The organism is Pseudoneobacillus rhizosphaerae (assembly GCF_917563885.1).
GTDB lineage: Bacteria > Bacillota > Bacilli > Bacillales > Cytobacillaceae > Pseudoneobacillus > Pseudoneobacillus rhizosphaerae.
This window is the reverse complement of the sequence record NZ_CAKJTG010000007.1, coordinates 160,607-181,782: the sequence shown is the minus strand read 5'-3', so window position 1 is coordinate 181,782 and position 21,176 is coordinate 160,607. Positions and strand designations below refer to the sequence as shown.

Annotated in this window: 14 protein-coding genes; 10 read left to right on the top strand and 4 right to left on the bottom strand. The window is 38.8% G+C overall.

Features of this window, described 5'->3' with window-relative positions; genetic code table 11:
• Positions 1-233: 233 nt before the first annotated feature.
• A complete protein-coding gene (gene pepV / locus LRP83_RS07845) occupies positions 234-1,628 on the bottom strand; it encodes a dipeptidase PepV (protein ID WP_230496138.1) in 1,395 nt (464 codons plus the stop codon).
• A gap of 217 nt (positions 1,629-1,845) precedes the next feature.
• Between pepV and LRP83_RS07840 the strand changes: the two genes are divergently transcribed.
• Entirely contained in the window at positions 1,846-2,829 is a 984-nt protein-coding gene (locus LRP83_RS07840; protein ID WP_230496137.1) for a winged-helix domain-containing protein, read from the top strand.
• 160 nt (positions 2,830-2,989) lie between these two features.
• Here the strand turns inward: LRP83_RS07840 and LRP83_RS07835 are convergent, their stop codons facing one another.
• Positions 2,990-3,685 (bottom strand): response regulator transcription factor, encoded by a 696-nt coding sequence (locus LRP83_RS07835; RefSeq protein ID WP_230496136.1) that lies wholly within the window; start codon positions 3,683-3,685, stop codon positions 2,990-2,992.
• A 129-nt stretch (positions 3,686-3,814) separates the two neighbouring features.
• Here LRP83_RS07835 and LRP83_RS07830 point away from each other — a divergent pair, with 129 nt between their 5' ends.
• Positions 3,815-5,974 (top strand): PQQ-dependent dehydrogenase, methanol/ethanol family, encoded by a 2,160-nt coding sequence (locus tag LRP83_RS07830; protein ID WP_230496135.1) that lies wholly within the window; start codon positions 3,815-3,817, stop codon positions 5,972-5,974.
• A 742-nt stretch (positions 5,975-6,716) separates the two neighbouring features.
• Here the strand turns inward: LRP83_RS07830 and LRP83_RS07825 are convergent.
• The gene (locus LRP83_RS07825) at positions 6,717-7,391 is read right to left on the bottom strand and encodes a DUF2642 domain-containing protein (protein ID WP_230496134.1); all 675 of its coding nucleotides are present in this window, start codon (positions 7,389-7,391) and stop codon (positions 6,717-6,719) included.
• Between the two features lie 28 nt (positions 7,392-7,419).
• Positions 7,420-8,781 (bottom strand): arsenic transporter, encoded by a 1,362-nt coding sequence (locus LRP83_RS07820; protein ID WP_230496133.1) that lies wholly within the window; start codon positions 8,779-8,781, stop codon positions 7,420-7,422.
• A gap of 418 nt (positions 8,782-9,199) precedes the next feature.
• Between LRP83_RS07820 and LRP83_RS07815 the strand changes: the two genes are divergently transcribed.
• The 8 genes from LRP83_RS07815 (at position 9,200) to LRP83_RS07780 (ending at position 21,161) form a co-directional block, all read left to right on the top strand.
• A complete protein-coding gene (locus LRP83_RS07815) occupies positions 9,200-10,492 on the top strand; it encodes a methyl-accepting chemotaxis protein (RefSeq protein WP_230496132.1) in 1,293 nt (430 codons plus the stop codon).
• A 236-nt stretch (positions 10,493-10,728) separates the two neighbouring features.
• Positions 10,729-12,060 (top strand): hypothetical protein, encoded by a 1,332-nt coding sequence (locus LRP83_RS07810; RefSeq protein WP_230496131.1) that lies wholly within the window; start codon positions 10,729-10,731, stop codon positions 12,058-12,060.
• 375 nt (positions 12,061-12,435) lie between these two features.
• Positions 12,436-13,680, top strand: a complete 1,245-nt coding sequence (locus LRP83_RS07805; RefSeq protein ID WP_230496130.1) for an ABC transporter substrate-binding protein — start codon at positions 12,436-12,438, stop codon at positions 13,678-13,680.
• 77 nt (positions 13,681-13,757) lie between these two features.
• Positions 13,758-14,684, top strand: a complete 927-nt coding sequence (locus tag LRP83_RS07800) for a carbohydrate ABC transporter permease (protein WP_230496129.1) — start codon at positions 13,758-13,760, stop codon at positions 14,682-14,684.
• Entirely contained in the window at positions 14,681-15,502 is an 822-nt protein-coding gene (locus LRP83_RS07795) for a carbohydrate ABC transporter permease (RefSeq protein ID WP_230496128.1), read from the top strand. Before LRP83_RS07800 ends, LRP83_RS07795 begins: the two co-directional genes overlap by 4 nt.
• Before the next feature lie 16 nt (positions 15,503-15,518).
• Positions 15,519-18,590 carry a glycoside hydrolase family 2 TIM barrel-domain containing protein gene (locus LRP83_RS07790; RefSeq protein ID WP_230496127.1) on the top strand — a complete coding sequence of 1,024 codons (3,072 nt, stop codon included), beginning with the start codon at positions 15,519-15,521 and terminating at the stop codon, positions 18,588-18,590.
• A gap of 12 nt (positions 18,591-18,602) precedes the next feature.
• Positions 18,603-20,279, top strand: a complete 1,677-nt coding sequence (locus LRP83_RS07785; RefSeq protein WP_230496126.1) for an amylo-alpha-1,6-glucosidase — start codon at positions 18,603-18,605, stop codon at positions 20,277-20,279.
• Positions 20,280-21,161: a DMT family transporter gene (locus LRP83_RS07780; protein WP_230496125.1), complete on the top strand. Its 882-nt coding sequence runs from the start codon at positions 20,280-20,282 to the stop codon at positions 21,159-21,161.
• The last annotated feature ends 15 nt before the right edge of the window (positions 21,162-21,176 follow it).

Genomic DNA, 21,176 nt, shown 5'->3' with positions numbered 1-21,176 from the left:
CATAGGTTCCGCTATTGGTGCAAAAAGTCCCTTTTTAAAGGTCTTTCCGGACATTGGATCCGTTATTTCGTAAAAAAGGGGATATTTTCATTAGAATTTAGTAGATAACGGATTCCATGTCCGTCAAAACCAAAAAGGATGTCATTTTTAGTCAAATAGCGGATTCTGTGTCCGCAAAAAAGTTTACCTTTTCTAATTTCAGCAACACCACTATTTAAAGAGCCTAATTAGATTTATTTCTCCAAATGAACTAATTTAGAAAGTGCCTTTTGATAGATATCGACTGCTTTATATAAATCTTCGAGTTCAGCGTACTCATCAATTTGGTGAGCGGTACTCTTTTTATTTGGAAAAAGTGCGCCAAATGCAACGCCGCTATCTAAATAACGAGCATAGGTTGCGCCTCCGGTCGAGAGCAGCGTTCCTTCTAATCCTGTTTCTTCCTCATAGGATTGAACGAGGGCTTGTACACCCGGGTGATCTCCGCTTACATAATGTGGATTACGCTCTCTGATGGCGTTAATGGTAAAGCCGTAGTTTAGTGCAGCCTTCTCCACATTTTGCTTCGTTGTTTCATATGGAGTGGTAACCGGGCAACGGATATTTAAAGAGATTTCTCCACCTTCAAGGGCTTTGAACTTGAAAATACCTGCATTTACCGTTAGCGGTCCTGTAACCTCATCAGAATGCTCAATCGACAGCTGTTCTCCATAATGATTATTTTGCAAGACAGTTTGGATGAAACGAATATAAGTAGATTGGCTACCGGAAAATGGAAGCTTGTGAAGTAGACTTGCAGCTGAAAATGCTGCATTCTCACCCTTAAAGGGCTCTGCTCCATGGGCTGATTTTCCCGTCACGGTTAAGGTCCAAACATCACCTTCATTGACCAAAGTGTAAGGAATGGACCGTTGGCTAGCCTCTTGCTCAATTGTGGTCACCCATTTGTCCACCTCGTTGCCTTGGAAGGTAGCTACACAATGATCCGGAACCATATTTCCGCGTTCACCAGATACAAAGGTTAGTAATGTAAAATCAGAGGCTGAGCCAGTTGTATCATCGATTTTTAACGTCAGGCTAATCTGTCCTTTTTCAGCATGAATGATTGGAAAACTAGCGTCAGGTGCAAATCCAAAAAGGGCTGCTGGCTCTGTTTCAACATATTTCTGCATACAGGACATCCCACTCTCTTCGTCCGTACCAATGATGAGGCGAACGCGGTGGGTTGGTGCTTTTTCTGTTTCCTTCAGCTGTTTCAACGCATAGAAAGCAGCCATTGTTGGCCCTTTATCGTCAATCGCACCGCGGGCTACGATTTTTCCGTCAACGATCGTCGGTGTGAACGGGTCACTTGTCCATTTTCCGGTTGCTGGAACCACATCTACATGGCAAAGGACAGCAATATAGTCTTCTGCCTCTTCTGGACCGTATTCTATGTACCCGTAATAGCCATTATGATTCTTTGTACGGAATCCAGCTTTCTCACCGAGGTTCAACATATAAAGTAAAGCGTCGTTCACTGCATTACCAAAAGGCGCCTGTTCTGTTGCTGCGGATGTGTCTTTTAGGCTTGGAATAACTAATAATCCAGATAAGTCTTTGATAAATTCGCTGCTTGCTGCTTTCATTTTTATCTCTCCCGTTTGAAGTTTATTTTTTAAAAAGATAGAATTGTGTGATAATAGTATTGTATCACTTTATTGGTGTGAATAGGTTGTTAGATGTTTGATTAGGTACACAAATGATACTATTTCCAAAAATCAGTCTTTGCTGTATTCTGTAGGTAGGTAAATGGTCCTAATGTTTTTTAAAAAATACTAAATGCCCCTAAATGAGGTTAATTATATGAAAAGAAAAGTTCATGTCATATCTATACAGGAAGAATATTTAGATATTATTTCAAAACAATTGATTGAAGTGTTGGGTGACAGAATCGAAATTTATTCGATAACGATAAAAAGTTTAAAAATGGATATGATTTTGCCTGGCGATATCGTTATTTTATCGAAGGGAATTTTGAAAGGGATTACACGGCCGTTTATCCCAGCCTCATGCCCGATTATTATTGGCAAACGTGAGATCAACATCGTGAATACAAAGGAATTAATCATCTTGCCGGATGGTCAAAATATATTAGTTGTTAATGATACGATCGAACAATCAAAGGAAACAGCCTTTTCGCTTGAAAATATATATTTTGAACATACGTATTTTGTCGATGATGGTGTTAATCCTATTCCTGAAAACATTGATTTTATTGTAACTCCTGGTGAAAAGCAGTTAGTGCCAGAACATTTTACCAATGTTATAGATATCGGACCACGGATATTGAGCTTTCAAACGTTTTTGGAGCTGTCCAATCTTATCGATGAGCACAATGATAAATTGCACTTAATGAATCGTTATATGAAATCGCAAATTTCCTTGGCGAAAGAATTCATCCATGACTTGGGCGGGAAAAGGAAGGATACAAGAGAGCTAGTAGAGTTGTATAATCCGGATATTCCACCAGTGAAAACTAGCAGCTCTATATTAACAGATGATAAAATCAACAGCATTACTAGTAAAATAGACAAACACGGATTTTTAGAGGAAAGCATTAAAATTCTTGAACTATATGAAAGAGGAAAAAGGCAATTTCAATCTTACGGAAGGCTGAAAGTGAAACAAATGCTAGAAGATAGCGGGTTTACCCTGTCTGAACAACAAATCCGTATCCGCCTCGAAGTCCTACAAGAATTAGGATTGCTACTCGCCCGCCAAGGTAGGGGAGGAACAACCATCACGACCGTTGGGGAGAAGTTTTTGGAGGTACAGAGGGGGAAGTAGGGACAAGGGGACAGGTTCCTTGTCCCAATCTGGGTTTACATATCCCCTTAAAGATAAAATTAAGGCAGAGAATTTATTAAAATCCTCTGCCTGTTTCTGTTCTCTGGTTTACATAATAACCAGGTCTTATTGGGACAAGGAACCTGTCCCCTTGTCCCGCTCAAGATAATATCCCCCTCCGAAAAAGTTCTCCTACGGCGTGTGATCGGTTATGAGCGCCTAGTTTTTTTATGGCTGATTTTACGTATTGTTTGACTGTTAGTTCGCTTATATCCATTTGTTCTGCCATTTCTTTGGTGCTTTCTCCCCAAGATATTTTTCTCATTACTTCTAATTCTCTTTTACTTAATTCTTGCGTTTCCTCTATATGATTGGTTTTCTCCATATATTTTCCTACTAATCTTCCAAATTGGCTAAGCGATGTAAGGATTTCTTCATCTATTACAACATCTTTAGCAAATTCATTTGTACATATATAACCAATCGCGACAGAACTAAAACATATTGGCACAACCAACAAGGCGTTCACATTAGAAGTTACGATGTATTTACTACTAGTTTGTTTTAAGAGTTCTAGTCCAGAGCAGTATTTTGCCTTCCTTTCAAGGGTAGAGGAGTACAAAATGGGCAGTGTCCGTACATCGTCCCGAATATCGTTAATGTATACGAGACCCTTTTGATCCAACATGATGATTCCTTCTCCAACATAGCCTAATGGAGAGAATCGAAATAAGTGGGCATTCAGAGCTGGATAAAGTGACATGTATATTTCTAGAATTTTATATAATTTTTCCTCATGACTTTTTACGTCCTTTAATTTTAGTAGCTGATCCGAAAAGGTATGGGATGGGATCATTTTATCATCTCCTTTTGGGGGATATGTCACATAGATAATTGGGAATATTCAAATTATATAGGAAATTGTACCATTAAAGTAGTCTTTTAGAGTATCGAAATAACTTTTTAGAAAAAGAGGGGGAAAAGAATGAGGAAAAATAAGCAATTTATTGTTATTGGTGCGTTTTTAATCCTTACTTTAGTCTTTATGGTAATGATGACAATTAGCATCGAAAATCGGACAGAGGAAGTATCAGGAGATGTGCCATCTAATGAGCCGGTTCAAAATGAAACCGATTCCAACCCTGAAGTCAAAGATTCGACTGCACCAGCTTTTACAGGATTGGATTTGACCGCTGTACCAAATGAAAATTGGTTTGCAAATGGGGGGAGCGTCTATAACCAACGTTACTCTACATTAGATGAAATCAATACATCTAACGTGGCAAACTTAAAAGGGAAGTGGGTAACCAAACTGGGTTCTGGTCTAGAATTTAAATATTCTGGTGAATCCAGTCCGATTGTCTATAACGGTGTGATGTATGTCAATACAGGTGCCCACGAAGTTTCTGCACTTGATGTAAAAACCGGGGACATTCTTTGGAAGTATAAGCCGGACCTTCCGGAATTGACAACAGTCTGTTGTGGATGGACGAGTCGAGGTGTTGGTCTTGGAGATGGACTTGTTTATGTAGGATTATTAGATGCTAGATTAGTAGCACTTGATCAAAAAACAGGTGAAGTCGTATGGGAGACTAAGGTTGAAGATTGGCAAAAAGGTTACACCATCACAAGTGCGCCGCTTTATTATGATGGAAAGGTTTATACTGGTTTAGCTGGCGGTGAATATGGTATTCGTGGAAGACTTACTGCCTTTGATGCTAAGACGGGAAAAGAGCTTTGGAGGTTTTACACGATTCCAGGACCTGGTGAGATTGGATATGACTCATGGCCAAGTGATAATGATTCCTGGAAACGGGGTGGGGCGCCAGTTTGGCAAACTCCAGCTGTCGATCCTGAGTTAGGCACTCTTTATTTTTCAACAGGTAACGCAGCACCAGATTTAGATGGAAGCACTAGAAAAGGAGATAACCTATTTGCAGCCTCCATCGTAGCAATTGATGCGGAAACTGGCGCTTATAAATGGCATTTCCAAGAAGTGCACCATGATATATGGGATTTAGACGCACCAAATCCGGTCATTCTTTTTGATGTAACGATTGATGGAAAAGAAAGAAAGGCACTTGGGCAAGCGGGTAAAACTGGTTGGGTCTATTTCTTAGACCGAACAAACGGGGAGCCGTTGATTGGTATTAATGAAACGCCAGTTCCACAGGATGAGCGACAAGCGACCTCGGCTACACAACCGATTCCAGTTGGTGATTCCTTTGTTCCTCAAATTGTTACCAAAGAGGATATAGAAAAGGAACTACCTAATTATGGTGGAACGTATGGGAAGATATTTGATCCTTTCTGGGATGAAGCTTTATTGTTAAAGCCATCTGCATTTGGAGGGGCAAACTGGCCGCCATCTGCTTACAATCCAGAAACTGAATTATTTTATGTTCTCGGAACGGATATGTATATGAATTTCACTAGAAGTGAAGATGAATATGAAGAAGGGGAAATGTACGTTGGTAGTATCATTGCCCCTGTTAATGAAGCTCCTGTAAGAGGAACGATCACCGCACTTGATGTTAAGACGAACAAAATCGTATGGCAGCAGGTATGGGATGCAATGGCTTACAGTGGGGTTATGACCACAAAGGGCGGATTGGTGTTTGTTGGACATAATGATGGAAGACTCATCGCGTTTGATGCTAAAACGGGTAAGCAAGTTTGGGAATTCCAAACAGACGCAGGAGTGAATGCTCCTCCTGTGACGTATGAAGTAGACGGTGTACAATATATTTCCGTACTTGTTGCGGGTAACTCATTAGCTGGCTCAAAACACGGCGATTCCTTATGGACCTTTGCTCTTGATGGCGATATTGAGTCAGGGGAAGCGGTAGCTGTGGACGGAGAGGCAACTTCTGATGATAAAACCGATGCAGAAGTGGTTGCTAATGCAGATGAAGGTTTAAAGGTATATGAAGGAAATTGCTTAGCTTGTCATGGTAAAGGTGGGGAAGACGGCCATAATGGTCCTAACCTTAAACTAAGTAAAGTAACAAGCGATGCCCAAAAAGTCATAGAACGAGTGAAAAAGGGCGGAACCACCATGCCGGCCTTTGAAGGTATCTTGACTGAAGAGCAAATCAATAATGTTGCTGCTTATCTTACAGACGTGATTGCTAAAGAGGAATAAATGTGTGGCGGGACAAGGGGACAGGTACCTTGTCCCGATTTTTTTTATCTGATTTTACTGGAATAGGTTAGGTAAACCAGCTGGGACAATTAACCTGTCCCCATGTCCCTTTAGTAAATGAGGTTTATTAGCCCAATACCACTCCTCTAGAACAGGTTAAGCATCCGACTTGATAAATAGGCGGAAAAACTTCGGTTAATTTGTAAATGGCGGTGAAAATTGCTTATATAGACGGAGAGATTCCGCTTATTGATTCGAAAAACGTGAAAATGAGGGCTTTTGCTTTGCATAGTCGGAAAACCTCCCCTTATATACCCTGAAACAAGCGCCATTCTAAATTTAACGGAAAATCCTCCGCTTATTTTAATTTCGCACGTTACAAAATTAAAGATTGGATCGGGACAAGACAAGGTTCCTTGTCTTGATTATTTATTTGATCTTCCTAAAATAGGTGAGGAAAAAGAGCTGGGACAATTAACCTGTCCCCATGTCCCATCTGAAAAATATTTTCTAACATGGACCAAAATTAAAAAAAATTCATATGTTAAGAGTAGAAGTACATCACACAAAAAAGACCGCTGCTTGAATGCTACGGTCTAAAAAACAACTTTAGAAGTGAGTGAGTAATCCATCCTCGTCTGCAAACACAGGGTGGATTATTTTTTTTTGTCTACACATCTAGATATCACCTACTGACTTATTTTTAGAAGAATTAAGTTCCACTTCACCTATACCTAGTTATTCACGGTAATTGTATCGATTTGATATGCTCTATATTCCGATACACCGTTTCTGCTTCGGCTGTAATTAGAATCATTTTGTTATTTCGAACCTTTTGAAGTAAGCCTATTTTTTCAGTATTTTCTCCACCATCGATTATAACTAGTTCATTTTCTAATTTTTTCAATTGTTCATCAAAGGTTTTGGCTAATGGGGCAGTTACGGGCGTAATGGATAGATTTTCGTTTTTTAAGGAATACGGTGTTTTATTTGGTGGATACGGAATGATCCATTTGACGTGGTTTATTGAAATTAACATTGTTTTATACACAGGAGAGTGAAAGACAATATAGTCGTTCATGATGTTAGTTAAATAGCCATGAATCGATTTATTTCCTGTGACGTAAACCTTGATAAACAAACCTTTAGCAATCGTTAAAGCTTTATAAAACGATATGACATCCGTTTCAATTGGTTTTTCTGAAGTAGGGTTATAGGCGGTATCTTCTTCTTCTATAATGGTTTCTTTCAATCTTTGAACATGAACAAATGGGATGTAGAGGTAAGAATTGGTACTTCCTTGGTATAACACAATGATGTCCACTCCAGAATCTATTAGGATTCCTTTATGAAAAACACCACCGGAAATTTCCACCTCAATTTTTTTTCCTATCAAATCAACAAAATCAATTAGCATCTAAATTCTCCTTTTTTTCTAAAAAGTCTTATCCTTGAAGAGTGCCACCAAAAAGCCAAGAAACCCAATAATATAAGACGATTAAAGTAAACAATGTCGCAGGTGGTATGACGACGATTGTGATTTTTATATACTGCATCCAAGTAATCCGAACTTTCCCTTTCCGTACGATATGCATCCACATCAGAGTAGCAAGAGTTCCCATTGGAAGTAATAACGATCCCATATCGCTGCCGATGACGTTCGCCAAATAGGCAATTTTCAATTCAAGTAAACTTAGATCCATATTCATTAATGTGAGTGTCCCAACCATGAGGGCAGGGTGGTTATTAAAAATATTGGAGAGTACCGTTAGTAGGGTACCCATCATGACACTCGCATGGAGTAGGCTTCCAGATACCATCGGCTTCATGAAGGTGATGAGCCAGTCTGTTAATCCGATGTTATTGAGGCCGTAAATGATGGTGTACATACAGAAGGCGAAAATGATAATATACCACGGTGTTTTTTTTAGCATATCGGCAGGGGATATTTTTAAATACACCCATCTCCAGGCTAAAAGAACAAGCGAGCCGATAACAGCCATAACAGAAACAGGGATGTTCATAAACGAAGCGACAAACAGGCTACAGCGGACTGCAAATACGAACAGCAGAACATTTCGCATAAATCTTGAACGGTCTTTTTCCGAAGTCTGCTGCATTCCCGTTTTGAGTGGGTGGTAGGATTTAAGTGACAACCCCGTTACGGTAGTAGGAACGGTTTTCGGTAAGACTTTTTTAAAGCGAAGGAACAAGAACCAAGTCAGCAATAGTAAACCTAGAGTGGCTGGAACGAACATCATCGCTGTATGCAACCATAAATCCATGTGGACGATTTTTAGAGCGATTAAATTCACGATGTTACTTACACCAATTGGAGCACTCGAAGCAGTCGCGATTAATGCTCCAGACAGCAAATATGGAATTTTTTGGTGATTTTTTAAACCCATGTTATTTAATAACATGACTAGAATGGGGGTTGTGATTAAGATACTTCCGTCATTATTGAAAAAGAGTGTCATGAGGAAACATAATAAATTGACATACCAGAATAAACGAACCCCTGACCCCTTTGCTTTTGCAGCGAGTTTTTCGGCCACCCAATTAAAGAAACCAAAACTTTCTAACACAATTGCCATGACGATTGTTGCCATAATGGTAATAGCTGCGCCGCTTATTGTTTCTGCGATGATACCCAGGTCTGATAATGAAACACTTCCAATTAGTACGACAATAATCGCGCCTATTGCTGCGGGGATGGCTTCGTTGATCTCTCTGGGTCTCCATAGAATAAATCCGAGGGTAACCAAAAAAGTTAAGATGGTTATCCAAACGGTTAGATGAATCATACTTTTTCTCCTTTCATTTTGCTAGGTTTCATGATGTTTCCATGAGATGACCTCACCTCCTCATGAAATTTTACTCCGCTCTTGTCCCCCCCTTCCATCTATCCCTCTTGAGTTGTTGTACTGTATTAATATGTATCACGGATAAGACATGTCATGGGTTTGTACCCATTTTTCTAATTTTCCGCATCAACCTATCGATAAATGCCTGAATAATAACGATAAAGGTGGTTGGTTGTCTTGAGTCTCCTTTAAATTGATATTTTTCTATTGGTGTGTGAAATGTCATAGAATTGCTACATGATTCTGGTTTTGCTTATTTTATACTAGTGTCAAATGTATTTTGTGTTTAGCAAACTTAAAAACGGGATGGTTTGGTTTATCTGTTTTAAAAAAAATCTTTATGGGAAAGGGTGGAAAAATGAAAGGAAAAAAACATAGCTTCGGAATTCAAAAAAAGATGGTATTGGGAATAACCGTTGTGGCATTTATTACCTACGGAACAAGTGCCTTATTTATTTTTTACTTGTCTGACTTTTTAGGTGAAATGCTAAATGTGAATGACTCTATTTTTACAATAGTGACACTTTTGTTTGGTGTATTTTGGTGTGGGGTTCTAGGATACTTTGGTTCATATTACATCACAAAACCGATTACTAGACTTGAGGAATCAGTATCAAAAGCAGCAAAGGGTGATATACGCCACGATATCCATATTCCAAAATCAAATGATGAAATTAGGTCGCTTTCCGTTTCTTATAATCTAATGTTAGAGAATTTAAGAAATATGGTAAAAGATATTAACTACAATTTTGAAGAAACGAATAAAAACGTAAGTGTGATTAGTGATTTTATAAAAACAGGCACAGATTCTTCGGAAGAGATTTTTAAAAATATGAAACAGATTACTCATGGTTCTGAAAGCACATCAAATGCTATTAATAATACTTCTAATTTAATCTCTGATACGAAAAGTATCGCATTGAATATTCAAACAAAAGCTAATTTATCTAAGGAATCTTCTGATAGTATGAAATTGACTTTAGATAATACAACGAAAATCGTCCAAATGGTCATAACCGGAATCGATAATATTTCACAAAAGAATAATGAATCCTTGAAATCTGTTCAGGAACTGCAAAAATATGCAGAAAAAATAAGTGATATTATTTCATTAGTAGGAGATATTTCTACACAAACTAACCTTTTAGCATTAAACGCTTCTATTGAGGCGGCAAGAGCTGGAGAGCATGGAAGAGGTTTTGCGGTTGTAGCTGAAGAGGTTAGAAAGTTAGCGGACGGAAGTGCTCAAGCTGTAAAAGAAGTCACTGAATACATCCAAGATATTCAAGGTGAAGTTCAAAATGTTGTTATAAAAATCGAAGAGCAAAGTGTTCTCACTGCTGAAGAAGCATCCCAAGGGGTTACAGTAGAAAACCAAATGAATAAGATGAATTTGGCTATTTTGAAGATTGCTAATGACATCGAGGAAATTAGTGGCTTAATTGATAATCAAATGGTGCATATGATGGAAACGGATGTGAAAGCACAAGAAGTTGCCCATATCGCTGGAAATACATATCATTTCTCTGAAATAGTAAAATCTGCTATTGAAGAACAAAATACCGGAATGAAACAGATGTTTAATTCATCCCATTCGTTATCATTATATTCAAACAGGTTGAAAGAAACTATTAACCAGTTTAAGGTTTAGAGAATTTGAAGAGGCTGTCCCGAAGGTAATTTTGGGGCAGCTTTATTTTTGAAATCGGGTGTCCGGTACCGACAAAAGACAACATTGAGAAGTTGTATGTGTGGAAAATACAAATCCATTTCATATCGTTTCGTCACCCGAAACTTTTCCATTGCTAATTGTTCTGTCTGGATTTAATATTTAAATAGCTTACTTGTTTCAAATGGTGATTTTTTTTCAGCTTAGGAGAGATACAGATGAGAAGCTATCTTATTTTGGGAATGTCTATTCTTTTTTTAATACATTATTTCATTGAGACACAATGGCTGCAATATTCACTCGTTATCGTTGCGTTGCTTGCCTTTTTCGGAAGTGTAACGAAGGCGGACCGTTTTCCACGTATCGTCGGTTTGATTATGATGGGGGTGGGAGTCATCACTGAGTGGAGTAAGGGGACTGGCGGCGACGGAATTAGTGATGGGATTATCTTAATTCTTCCCTTGCTTTGTCTGTTAACGTTAGTACCACTTCTCGCCATTCCACTTAGACTTAGTGGTTTCTTTGAGTCAATTTCGCTTCTGCTGCAGTATCTATTACATCAGCCGAAAAAATTATATACAGGAATAACGGGTACTTTATTTATATTAAGCCCAGTCCTGAACCTTGGTTCCATTAAAATTATTCATGAATTTTTGGAGGATTTGAAGTTTCCATCTGCGATGACAGCGAAGGGGTATATCATGGGATTTTCGACGGCCATTATGTGGTCACCTTATTTTGCCTCTGTTTCATTAGTCCTTCATTATCTTGATGTCTCGTTTAATGAATATATATTATTTGGTATCAGTCTTGGCCTATTATCTTTAATCGTAGGCAATATTTTATTTGCATTTTGGATCAAAAGGCACCCTTTGGCATTGGGAGATCCTCAAACAGGCCAAATGGATAAAAAGATACGAAAGCAATTACTAAAACTAATTTTATTGGTGTTGATTTTATTAGCGGCATGTCTTGGAATTGAGAGCATTACGCATTGGTCAATGATGGTAATTGTATGTTTCATGTCAATCATTGTTCCGTTAGTATACGGAATCATTACATCCGATTGGAAACGAATGCTCCCATTATTGGTTGACTACCGGGACCGTACCGTTCCGATGATGAATAATGAAATAATGTTATTTATGAGTGCTGGAATGTTGGCATTTGCTATGAAAGGGACAACGGTGATGAATGGAGTTAGCAGTATCCTCATGAGCATTGCAAATTTGTCCTTTTTCTTGTTCGCGGTAACAATTTTACTATTTGTTCTTGTTGTCAGCTATATAGGTATACATCAAATTGCGTCGGTTGGAGTATTAGCGATGCAGTTAAATCCAGTGGAACTTGGAATTAGTAATGTGGCATTAGCCTTGATTCTATTGTTATCCTGGTCCATTTCAACGGCGCTAAGTCCTTTTTCAGGGCTTAATCTAATGGTAAGTAAATTGGCAGGGGTATCGGGAATGAAGGAAGGACTGCGAGTAAATGGTCAACACGTAATCATTTTTTCCGTTATTAGTATTGTGATTATTTCTTTCGTTAAATAAGCGATATCCACTAAAAGGGACAAAGTGGCATCCTTTTACCAAATCAGACAATGTAATAGCGTTAGTAAAGTGCGCCACCGGAAATGGGAAAAAGGCGCACTTTTTATTTACCTTATCCTTTATCGATTTAAAGCATGTGGGGACTGTCCCCACATGCTTTAAATCGATAAAGGATTTTACTGTTTTTGTATGGTTTTTAGTAAAGTCCCTTTCTGTGGGATGAATGATTAGGCTAATGTTATTAACATATTATTATATGATTTTCCTTTACCAATATATCTTCTAGTAAAAATTTTAGTAAAAAAACTAATAAAAGCGTTTACATTTAGTAAAAATAATCGTAAAATTCAAATATATTCATATAGGAGGGATACGATGAAGGGGTCAACGTCAAGATTTAAGGTTATTTTGCTATTCGTATTAACCGCAGTACTAGTTTTAGCTGGGTGTAGCTCGTCAGCATCCAAGGAGGAGAAAAAGGATAAAGACGGTAAGGAAACGATCCGTTTTGCTACTTGGGATAATGAGGATACCCTCAATTTACAACAAAAAATGGTTGATGATTTTAATGCACAAAATGACAAAATTAAAGTTGTTTTGGAAGGGTATGGCGCTGATTACGATACGAAGATTGCTGCAGGAATGGGAGCCAAGGATGCTCCGGATGTCATGTATATGTGGAACTACCCGCTGTACAAGGATGCTTTAGAGCCGCTTGATTCCTATATTGAGAATGAAGGGGAAGAGTATAAGAATAATTTCTACGATGCTCTCTGGAACTATAATAAGACTGATGATAAGATGCTGGGCTTGCCTGTAGGGTATACAACGCATGTGGTTTATTACAACAAGGCACTTTTTGATGAAAAAGGATTGGAATATCCACAAGCTGGCTGGACGTGGAATGATCTACAAGAAGCAGCGAAGAAACTAACTGATAAATCAAAGAAAATTACAGGTTTTGCCTTCTCAGGTCAACCGGATCCATATGATTTTGAAATGTACTTATGGAGTAATGGTGCTTCTTTTGTGGATAAGGATGGAAATTTGGATGGGAATGTCAACTCCGCTAAATCAATCGAAGTATTCAATATGTTTCAAGGGATGTTAAAGGATGGCATCGCTATCACAACTGAAGGTTCAGGATCAACAGAAATGAAGTCAGGAAACGTTGCCATGTTTGTCAACGGTGCTTGGTCACTAGGATCGCTAACAGAAGCAGGAATCGATTATGGAGTTGTAGAGCTTCCTAAGTTTGAAAATGGTCAAAATGTAAGTATTGTTAGCTCTTCTGGTATTTCTATGTCAAAGGACTCTAAGCATAAAGAAGCCGCATTTGAGTTTATGCAATATTGGACAGGGGAAGAAGCGAATAAAGCAAGAATTGAATTTGAACTTCCTGTACTTAAGAGTTTAGTAGAATCAGAGCAATTAACACAGGATCCTGTGAAAAGTGTATTTTATTCAATGCTTGAAAAAAGTGACGGCTATACACCAACTTCTTATATCGTAGAGGACTGGACAACAGTAGCAGACGACTTAAGTTTAGTTTTCGAACAAATTTTCAACCCAAGTACTTTAATGGACCCTAAAAAGGTACTGAATGAAGTAGTCAAATAAAATAAAAAAAATTGGAAAAAGCATCGATGGCGTCATAAAGATGCTTTTTCCAAAATTAACTTCGTGAGGTCACTTTGATGATAAAAAAAACCAGACCACAAAAATACAATCTAGTAAATAAAAAGGTTCCTTATTTATTTATCCTGCCATGGATGATCGGATTTGTCGTGTTTACGTTGGGGCCATTAGTATTCTCGCTCATTATGAGTCTCTTTGATTGGCCGGTCACTAGCAGCCCAACCTTTGTCGGATTTGGCAACTATATTAAAATGTTTACCGATGATCCGCAGTTTTATAAATCGATTTCGATTACCTTTAAGTTTGCTTTAGTCTTTGTTCCTCTTAATCTTATCATAGCTCTAGTCCTTGCTCTCCTCATCACCCAATCAGTAAAGGGAATAAAAATCTTTAGAACAATTTTTTATCTTCCTACCGTCGTATCAGGAGTGGCCATTTCTATCATTTGGGGTTGGATTTTTAATTCTGAGTATGGGATTTTGAATTATCTTTTTTCCTTTATTGGAATTGAGGGACCAAAGTGGTTAATTGACCCCAAATGGGCCATTATTACGATCGTGATTGCTAGCGCTTGGGGAGTCGGTACGATGATGCTTATTTTTTATACCGATATAAAAAGTATTCCAAGGGATATCTACGAAGCAGCAGCCATTGATGGGGCGGGCCCACTAAGGCAGTTCTTTTATATCACGATTCCAAGTATTACGCCTACCATTCTATTTAATGTGATTACATCAGTTATTGGTGCGCTGCAGCAATTAACGCTCGTGCTCCTGTTAACTGGAGGAGGACCACTGAAGTCAACGTATTTCTACGGATTATTTGTTTATAATAACGCCTTTAAACATCACAAGCTCGGTTATGCCAGTGCGAATGCTTGGTTTATGTTTATTGTGATTCTATTACTAACATTATTAATCTTCAAATCGTCCTCTGCGTGGGTATTTTATGAAAATGAAGTGAAGAAGGAAGGTGGAAAAAAATGAAGACTTCAAAAACGTATAAATTCATCGTCTACATTTTTCTTGGTTTATTTTCATTGTACTTCTTATTTCCATTTATTTGGGTGATTTTAACGGCACTTAAGACTGAAACGGAAGTATTTGCTTTTCCACCAAAAATCTTTCCGGATATACCGCAGTTTCACAACTTTGTTGATGCATGGACTAGTCAGCCTTTTGGGGTCTATTTTAAAAACTCCGTTATTGTCACAGTCCTAACAACCATCGGTCAAGTGGCCTCTTGTTCACTGATTGCCTATGGTTTTGCTCGCTTTGATTTTAAATATAAGAATCTTCTTTTTATCCTGCTCTTATCAACGATGATGATTCCGTGGGATGTAACGATGATTCCGCTTTATATGCAATTTAATATATTTGGATGGATTAACACCTTAAAACCATTAATCGTCCCAGCCTTTTTTGGTTCCGCGTATTTTATCTTTTTACTGCGACAATTTTTAATGAATGTACCAAAGGATTTGGAGGATGCCGCTCGAATCGATGGGGCAAATGAATTTCAAATCTTTTATAAAATTTTCTTGCCTATTATGAAGGCACCACTCATTCTGATTGCGGTATTGAATATTTTAGTCGTTTGGAATGATTATTTAGGACCATTAATTTATTTGCAGGATCAATCGAAATATACGATGGCGTTAGGGTTAGCAGCCTTTAGAGGAGTCCATGATATGCAAATATTACCGATTATGTCTATCACATTAGTGATGATTATTCCACCTATCCTTGTATTTGCTTTGGCGCAGAAATACATTGTGGAGGGAATTAGTGGTTCAATAAAGTAATTCGGAGGAAATGTATATGCTACGAGAAATGAAAAGATGGGAAGATATCACACTAACAGGAATAAACAGGCTCGAAGCCCATACCGATTTCTATCGCTATCGAGAATTAGCAACGGCCCTTTCTTACGATAAAAATAAAAGTCAAGGTTACTCGTCTCTCGATGGGTCTTGGAAGTTTCTTTTCCTAGAAGCGCCTGAGTATTCACCACAAGACTTTGAAAAAAAAGACTTTGACACGAGCTCATTAGATTCGATTATGGTCCCTTCCTGCTGGCAATTACATGGATACGGGAACATGCATTATACGGATGTTCTTTACCCATTCCCGATTAATCCGCCGTTTGTTCCGGATGAGAATCCAACGGGAATCTATTTTACAGACATCACCCTAGAGGAAGTAGATGGTGATGAAAAGCTGATTTTGAAATTTAATGGCGTCGATTCGGCGTTTGATTTATATGTGAATGGCCATCATGCTGGTTATAGTAAAGTGTCGAGAATGCCTTCCGAATTTGATATTACTGGGTTTGTACAGGTTGGAAGCAATCGAATTACCGTTAGAGTGTATCAATTTTCGGATGGAACGTATTTAGAGGACCAGGATATGTGGTGGCTTTCTGGTATTTTCAGATCGGTAGAACTCTATCGAATCCACAAAAATACGCTTGCCGATTGCTATATTGAAACACTACCAGATGAAAACTATCAACATTTCGACTTACACATTGTGGGTAATTTTTTCAAAAATAAAACGACTGACATCAACGCAACGCTATGGCATGAAGGAAAAGTAGTGGAGAACTTTGCGGTTGAAGTAGTAGATGGAAAGTTCCGTGTACTGAAGAAGGTGGAAAACCCACTGCTGTGGAGTGCTGAGGAGCCGAATCTATACACGTTAACACTGGAATACACACTAGTTGATGGTGAAAAAGAAATTGTTCCATTGCGCTTCGGATTCAGAGCTATTGAAGTGATTGATAACCAAATAAGCTTAAATGGCAAAAGGATCTTTTTTAACGGTGTGAATCGTCATGATTCCCATCCGAAAACAGGACGGACGGTTAGTTATGAGGACATGCTTGAAGATGTTCTGTTAATGAAAAAGCATAATATTAACGCCGTTCGGACTGCCCATTATCCGAATCATGATGTTTTTTATGATTTATGTGATGAGTATGGCCTTTATGTGATTGATGAAGCGGATTTAGAGTGCCATGGATTCGAAAACACCGGGAACTATAATTGGATTAGTGACAATGAACTGTGGGAAAAGCAGTACGTTGATCGAGCGGTTCGGATGGTCAAACGGGACCGTAATCACCCGAGCGTCATCATGTGGTCATTAGGAAATGAATCGGGAGCGGGTAGAAACTTTGGGGCGATGTACAAGGCCATTAAGGAAATGGATGCTTCACGATTGGTTCATTACGAAGGGGATCGCACGGCTTCCTTTAGTGACGTGTTTACGACAATGTATACAAGACTAAATAGGCTTGAGGAAATTGGTCAGGATGCAGAAGGGAAGAAGCCGCATATTCTTTGCGAGTACGGTCATGCGATGGGGAATGGTCCTGGTGGGCTAACGGAATATCAAGAAGTCATGCGGAAATATCCTAGACTGCAAGGCGGATTTATTTGGGAATGGTGCGATCATGGGATTGAACAGGTTGAGGAAGATGGAACGATTCGTTATCTATATGGCGGCGACTATGGTGATTTTCCGACAAATGGTAACTTTTGTATCGATGGATTAGTCTATCCTGACCGGACACCATCACCAGGATTAATCGAATATAAAAAAGTGATTGAGCCAATCGTCACGGAATTAATCGATGAGCAAGAATTAATGATTAAGGTAAAAAATCGATATGATTTTAGAAACCTTGAAGGAATTGCGGCGCATATCAAGCTAGTATCCTTTGATAAAGTAATTGAAGAGAAAACAATCCTGTTGCCAACTGTTCATGCTCAAGAAGAAAAGGAAATCCGATTGCCGCTTAACCTTGACGATGCGTTAAAATACGAGGATGTCCATCTGTATGTAAGTTATGTAGAGCCAACTGATACTCCGTATGCCCAAAAAGGCCATGAAATTACGAAGGAAGTTTTTCTTCTTGAGGCGACAAAGCTTGTGAAGCAGGTGGCTTGCACGACCACTAATAGCGATGATGTAGCGGAAATGACTATCCGTGAGGATCATTTACAGCTTGTTCTTGAAACTAATCAGTTGAAAACCGTCTTTTCAAAGGTAAAGGGTAAGCTCGTCTCGCATGAAGTAGATGGAGAAGTGATTATTGAAAGTGGACCTGAGTTGACGCTATGGCGGGCAATTATGGATAACGATATGTACAAGAAGGACGATTGGATTAATAAGTACTTTTTGAAAAATGGAAAAGAACAATTGGTCTCGTTTAACTATGTGAAGCAAGATGGATATGTGGACATTGTCATCGAGAAGTATTTTTCAACCGTTAACCAAGGCTGGGGCTTTCATTTGCAATACCATTATAAGGTCACAAATGAGGGAGTATTAAGCCTTACCCTAAATGGAAAAGCGGTTATCCGTGGTAAGGAAATCCCACAGCTATTACCGAGGATCGGTATTACGATGCATGTAAATCAAGAACATAAGGATGTCATTTGGTATGGCCGTGGTCCTTCTGAAAGCTATCAAGATAGTAAAAGAAGCCAGTTGATGGGTCTATATCATAAAACGGTGGAGGAAATGCATACTGATTACGTGTATCCACAGGAAAACGGCTCAAGATGTGATACTTCTTTCCTCGCTGTTGCCAAAGGGGAACAGGCTTACTTGTTTAATTTTAATGAAAATCGCGATTTCACTATTCATGACTATGAAACAAATGCCCTAGAGGAAGCGAAGCATCGAGGAAAGATTAAGAAATCACCCTTTCATGTGCTTACGATTGATTACCGCCAGAGTGGGGTTGGCAGTAATAGTTGTGGGGAAGAGCAGCTTCCGAGTTACCGAGTGGATCTTCGGGATTTCGCTATTCATTTTGAATTGAGAAAAGTACAAAAAAGCCATTTGGTAGAAGAAAGTAAATACTTTAGAACGAGTATATAAGGAGAACATTTTATGAATCTAGATATAAGAGAAATTCCTTTTTCGCGATTTGGGTCGTACTTTTGTATATCAATGGAAAGGGATTGTAAGGATGTCTATATAAGAGATGTTCATGGTGGAGATGAAGCACCGTCCCGACTGTTTAAATTGGAGTTCCTCCAGGACGGTCAAACAAAAGATGTGGAAGTCGAGGCGACGGAAACTTCTCTTACCTTCCGTATAAAAGAGGATCCGAGTAGCTATGTAGAGTTCATTATCCCGGAAGAAGATGAACTTCATATCGAAGTAAACGGAATCGAATTGCGGCTAACGGATAAAAAAGTGAAATACGATTCCCTTATGGAAATCGAGGATGGGATGTATGAATACCATATCTATCCGAAGGAATTAAAGCTGATGATTATGAAGCTCGAAGGGGAAATGACGGTTCACGCCCCTTGGAAAATCATCGGTAATGATTTTATTGATATTCGGATGAACAACGGTCACTTTGTCATCGAAAGCTATCGAACCGTTTATCAGAAGAAGGACTATCTTCCATTTAATGAAGGAAAACAACAGGTAGAACGAATCTATCATGAATGGTTTGGGAAATTCAGTAACGGAGATGAAACCTATCTTCCGTCGATTGAACGGGCTTCCTATATCACCTGGTCCAGTGTTGTCCATCCGCATGGAATCTTAAAGGATTACGCCATGTATATGTCAAAGCTGTGGATGTACAATATTTGGTCTTGGGATAACTGCTTTAATGCCTTAAACCTTGGAAAGCACTATCCGGAACTCGCTTACGCTCAACTGGAAGCCTTTATTGATAAGCAAGATGAATCTGGGGCGTATCCTGATTTTATCAATGATAAATACATTTCGTACAACTGTGTGAAGCCTCCGATTTTTGCGCTTGCCTATGAGAAGCTAATGGAAATCAATGATTATTTCCAAGAACAAACTCGGTTGAGAAAAGTGTATGAGTCTACCAAAAGGGTTGCTTTATACTTTGAGAATTATCGGACCTATCCAAATCGTTTGCCGCATTACAAGCACGGAAACGATTCAGGATGGGATAATGCGTCATTGTTTCATGTTGGAATGCCCGTAGAAGCGCCAGACTTGGCCAGCTTTTTAATCCGTACCTATGATATTCTTGCCAATTTTGCGGAAAAGCTAGGAGAAGTCGAGCAGGCAAACCTATTTAAACAGAAAGCAGATTCTCTTTATGAGCTGCTGATGGATCGGCTTCACGATGAGAATGGCTTCTTTGGTCGGGTTGGGAAAAATGCTGAAAAAATCTCCATTCGATCTAGTTTAATCTTAAGGCTGCCAGTCATCATTGGTTATCGGTTGGACGAAAAGGTAATGGCAAGGCTCGTAGCGGATTTAGAAACAGATTTTGAAACCCAATTTGGCTTGGCGACGGAAAGTTTAACTAGTCCGTACCATAAAGAAAATGGCTATTGGCTTGGTCCGATTTGGGCGCCAGTAACCTACTTATTCATTGATTCGTTACGTAAGTATGGATATGAGAAAATCGCAAATAGAGTAAGAGACAAGTTTCTGGAGCTAACATTAGTTGGCGGCATGGCGGAAAATTTTGACCCATTAACCGGAAAAGGGTTGGTTGATACCTCTTTTACTTGGACGTCGAGTGTATTCCTTTTACTACATGAAGATAAGTGGTTGGAGGAGTAAATGAAAAAGTATATTGGTGAGATTGGGTTATTCATTACAGCTGTTATTTGGGGAAGCGGATTTGTTGCCAGTGCCGTTTCTTTAGAGTATTACACACCTTATCAAATATTGGCTGGCAGGTTTTTGATCGGGGTCATTTTGTTAAGCTGCTTTTTTTATAAAAAGCTCAGACAGATTAAGAAATCAGTGATCATTAAAGGAGCAGTTGTAGGACTGTTCCTCTATATCGCTTTTGTTTTACAAACAGTGGGATTACAATATACAACACCTTCGAAAAACGCCTTTCTTACGGCAGTAAATGTTGTCATCGTGCCGTTTATTGCCTATTTTATGTATAAAAGAAAGGTCAATCGTTTTGAAGTGATCGGTGCGATTCTAGCTGTTACAGGCGTGGGAGTTATCTCGCTTAAATTATCTGGTCAAATCAATTTCGGTGACCTGCTTACTCTATTCTGTGCTGTTGCTTTTGCGTTCCATATCTTTTACACAGCCAAATTTGTCAAGGATGAAGACCCCGTACTTTTGACCTTAATTCAAATGATTACAGCAACCGTATTAGGGTTTATTATGGTATTATTTAGGGGAGAAGTAAACGTTTCATTTGAAAAAGAAGGCATTAATTCGCTGCTATATTTAGGTGTATTTTCGACAACCATAGCCTTTTTACTGCAAACGGTTGCCCAAAAATATACGACCGAAACGAATGCAGCGATTATTCTTTCAACAGAAGCCTTTTGGGGCATGGTCTTTTCAGTGATCATTTTGAATGAAATTTTAACAATGAAAATGGCCGTAGGAGCGGTTCTAATCCTCATGGCGATTATCATTTCCGAAACGAAATTGACATTTTTGACAAAACAAGTTGTTAAAGAAGGCACTTAAAATAAAATGGGTAAG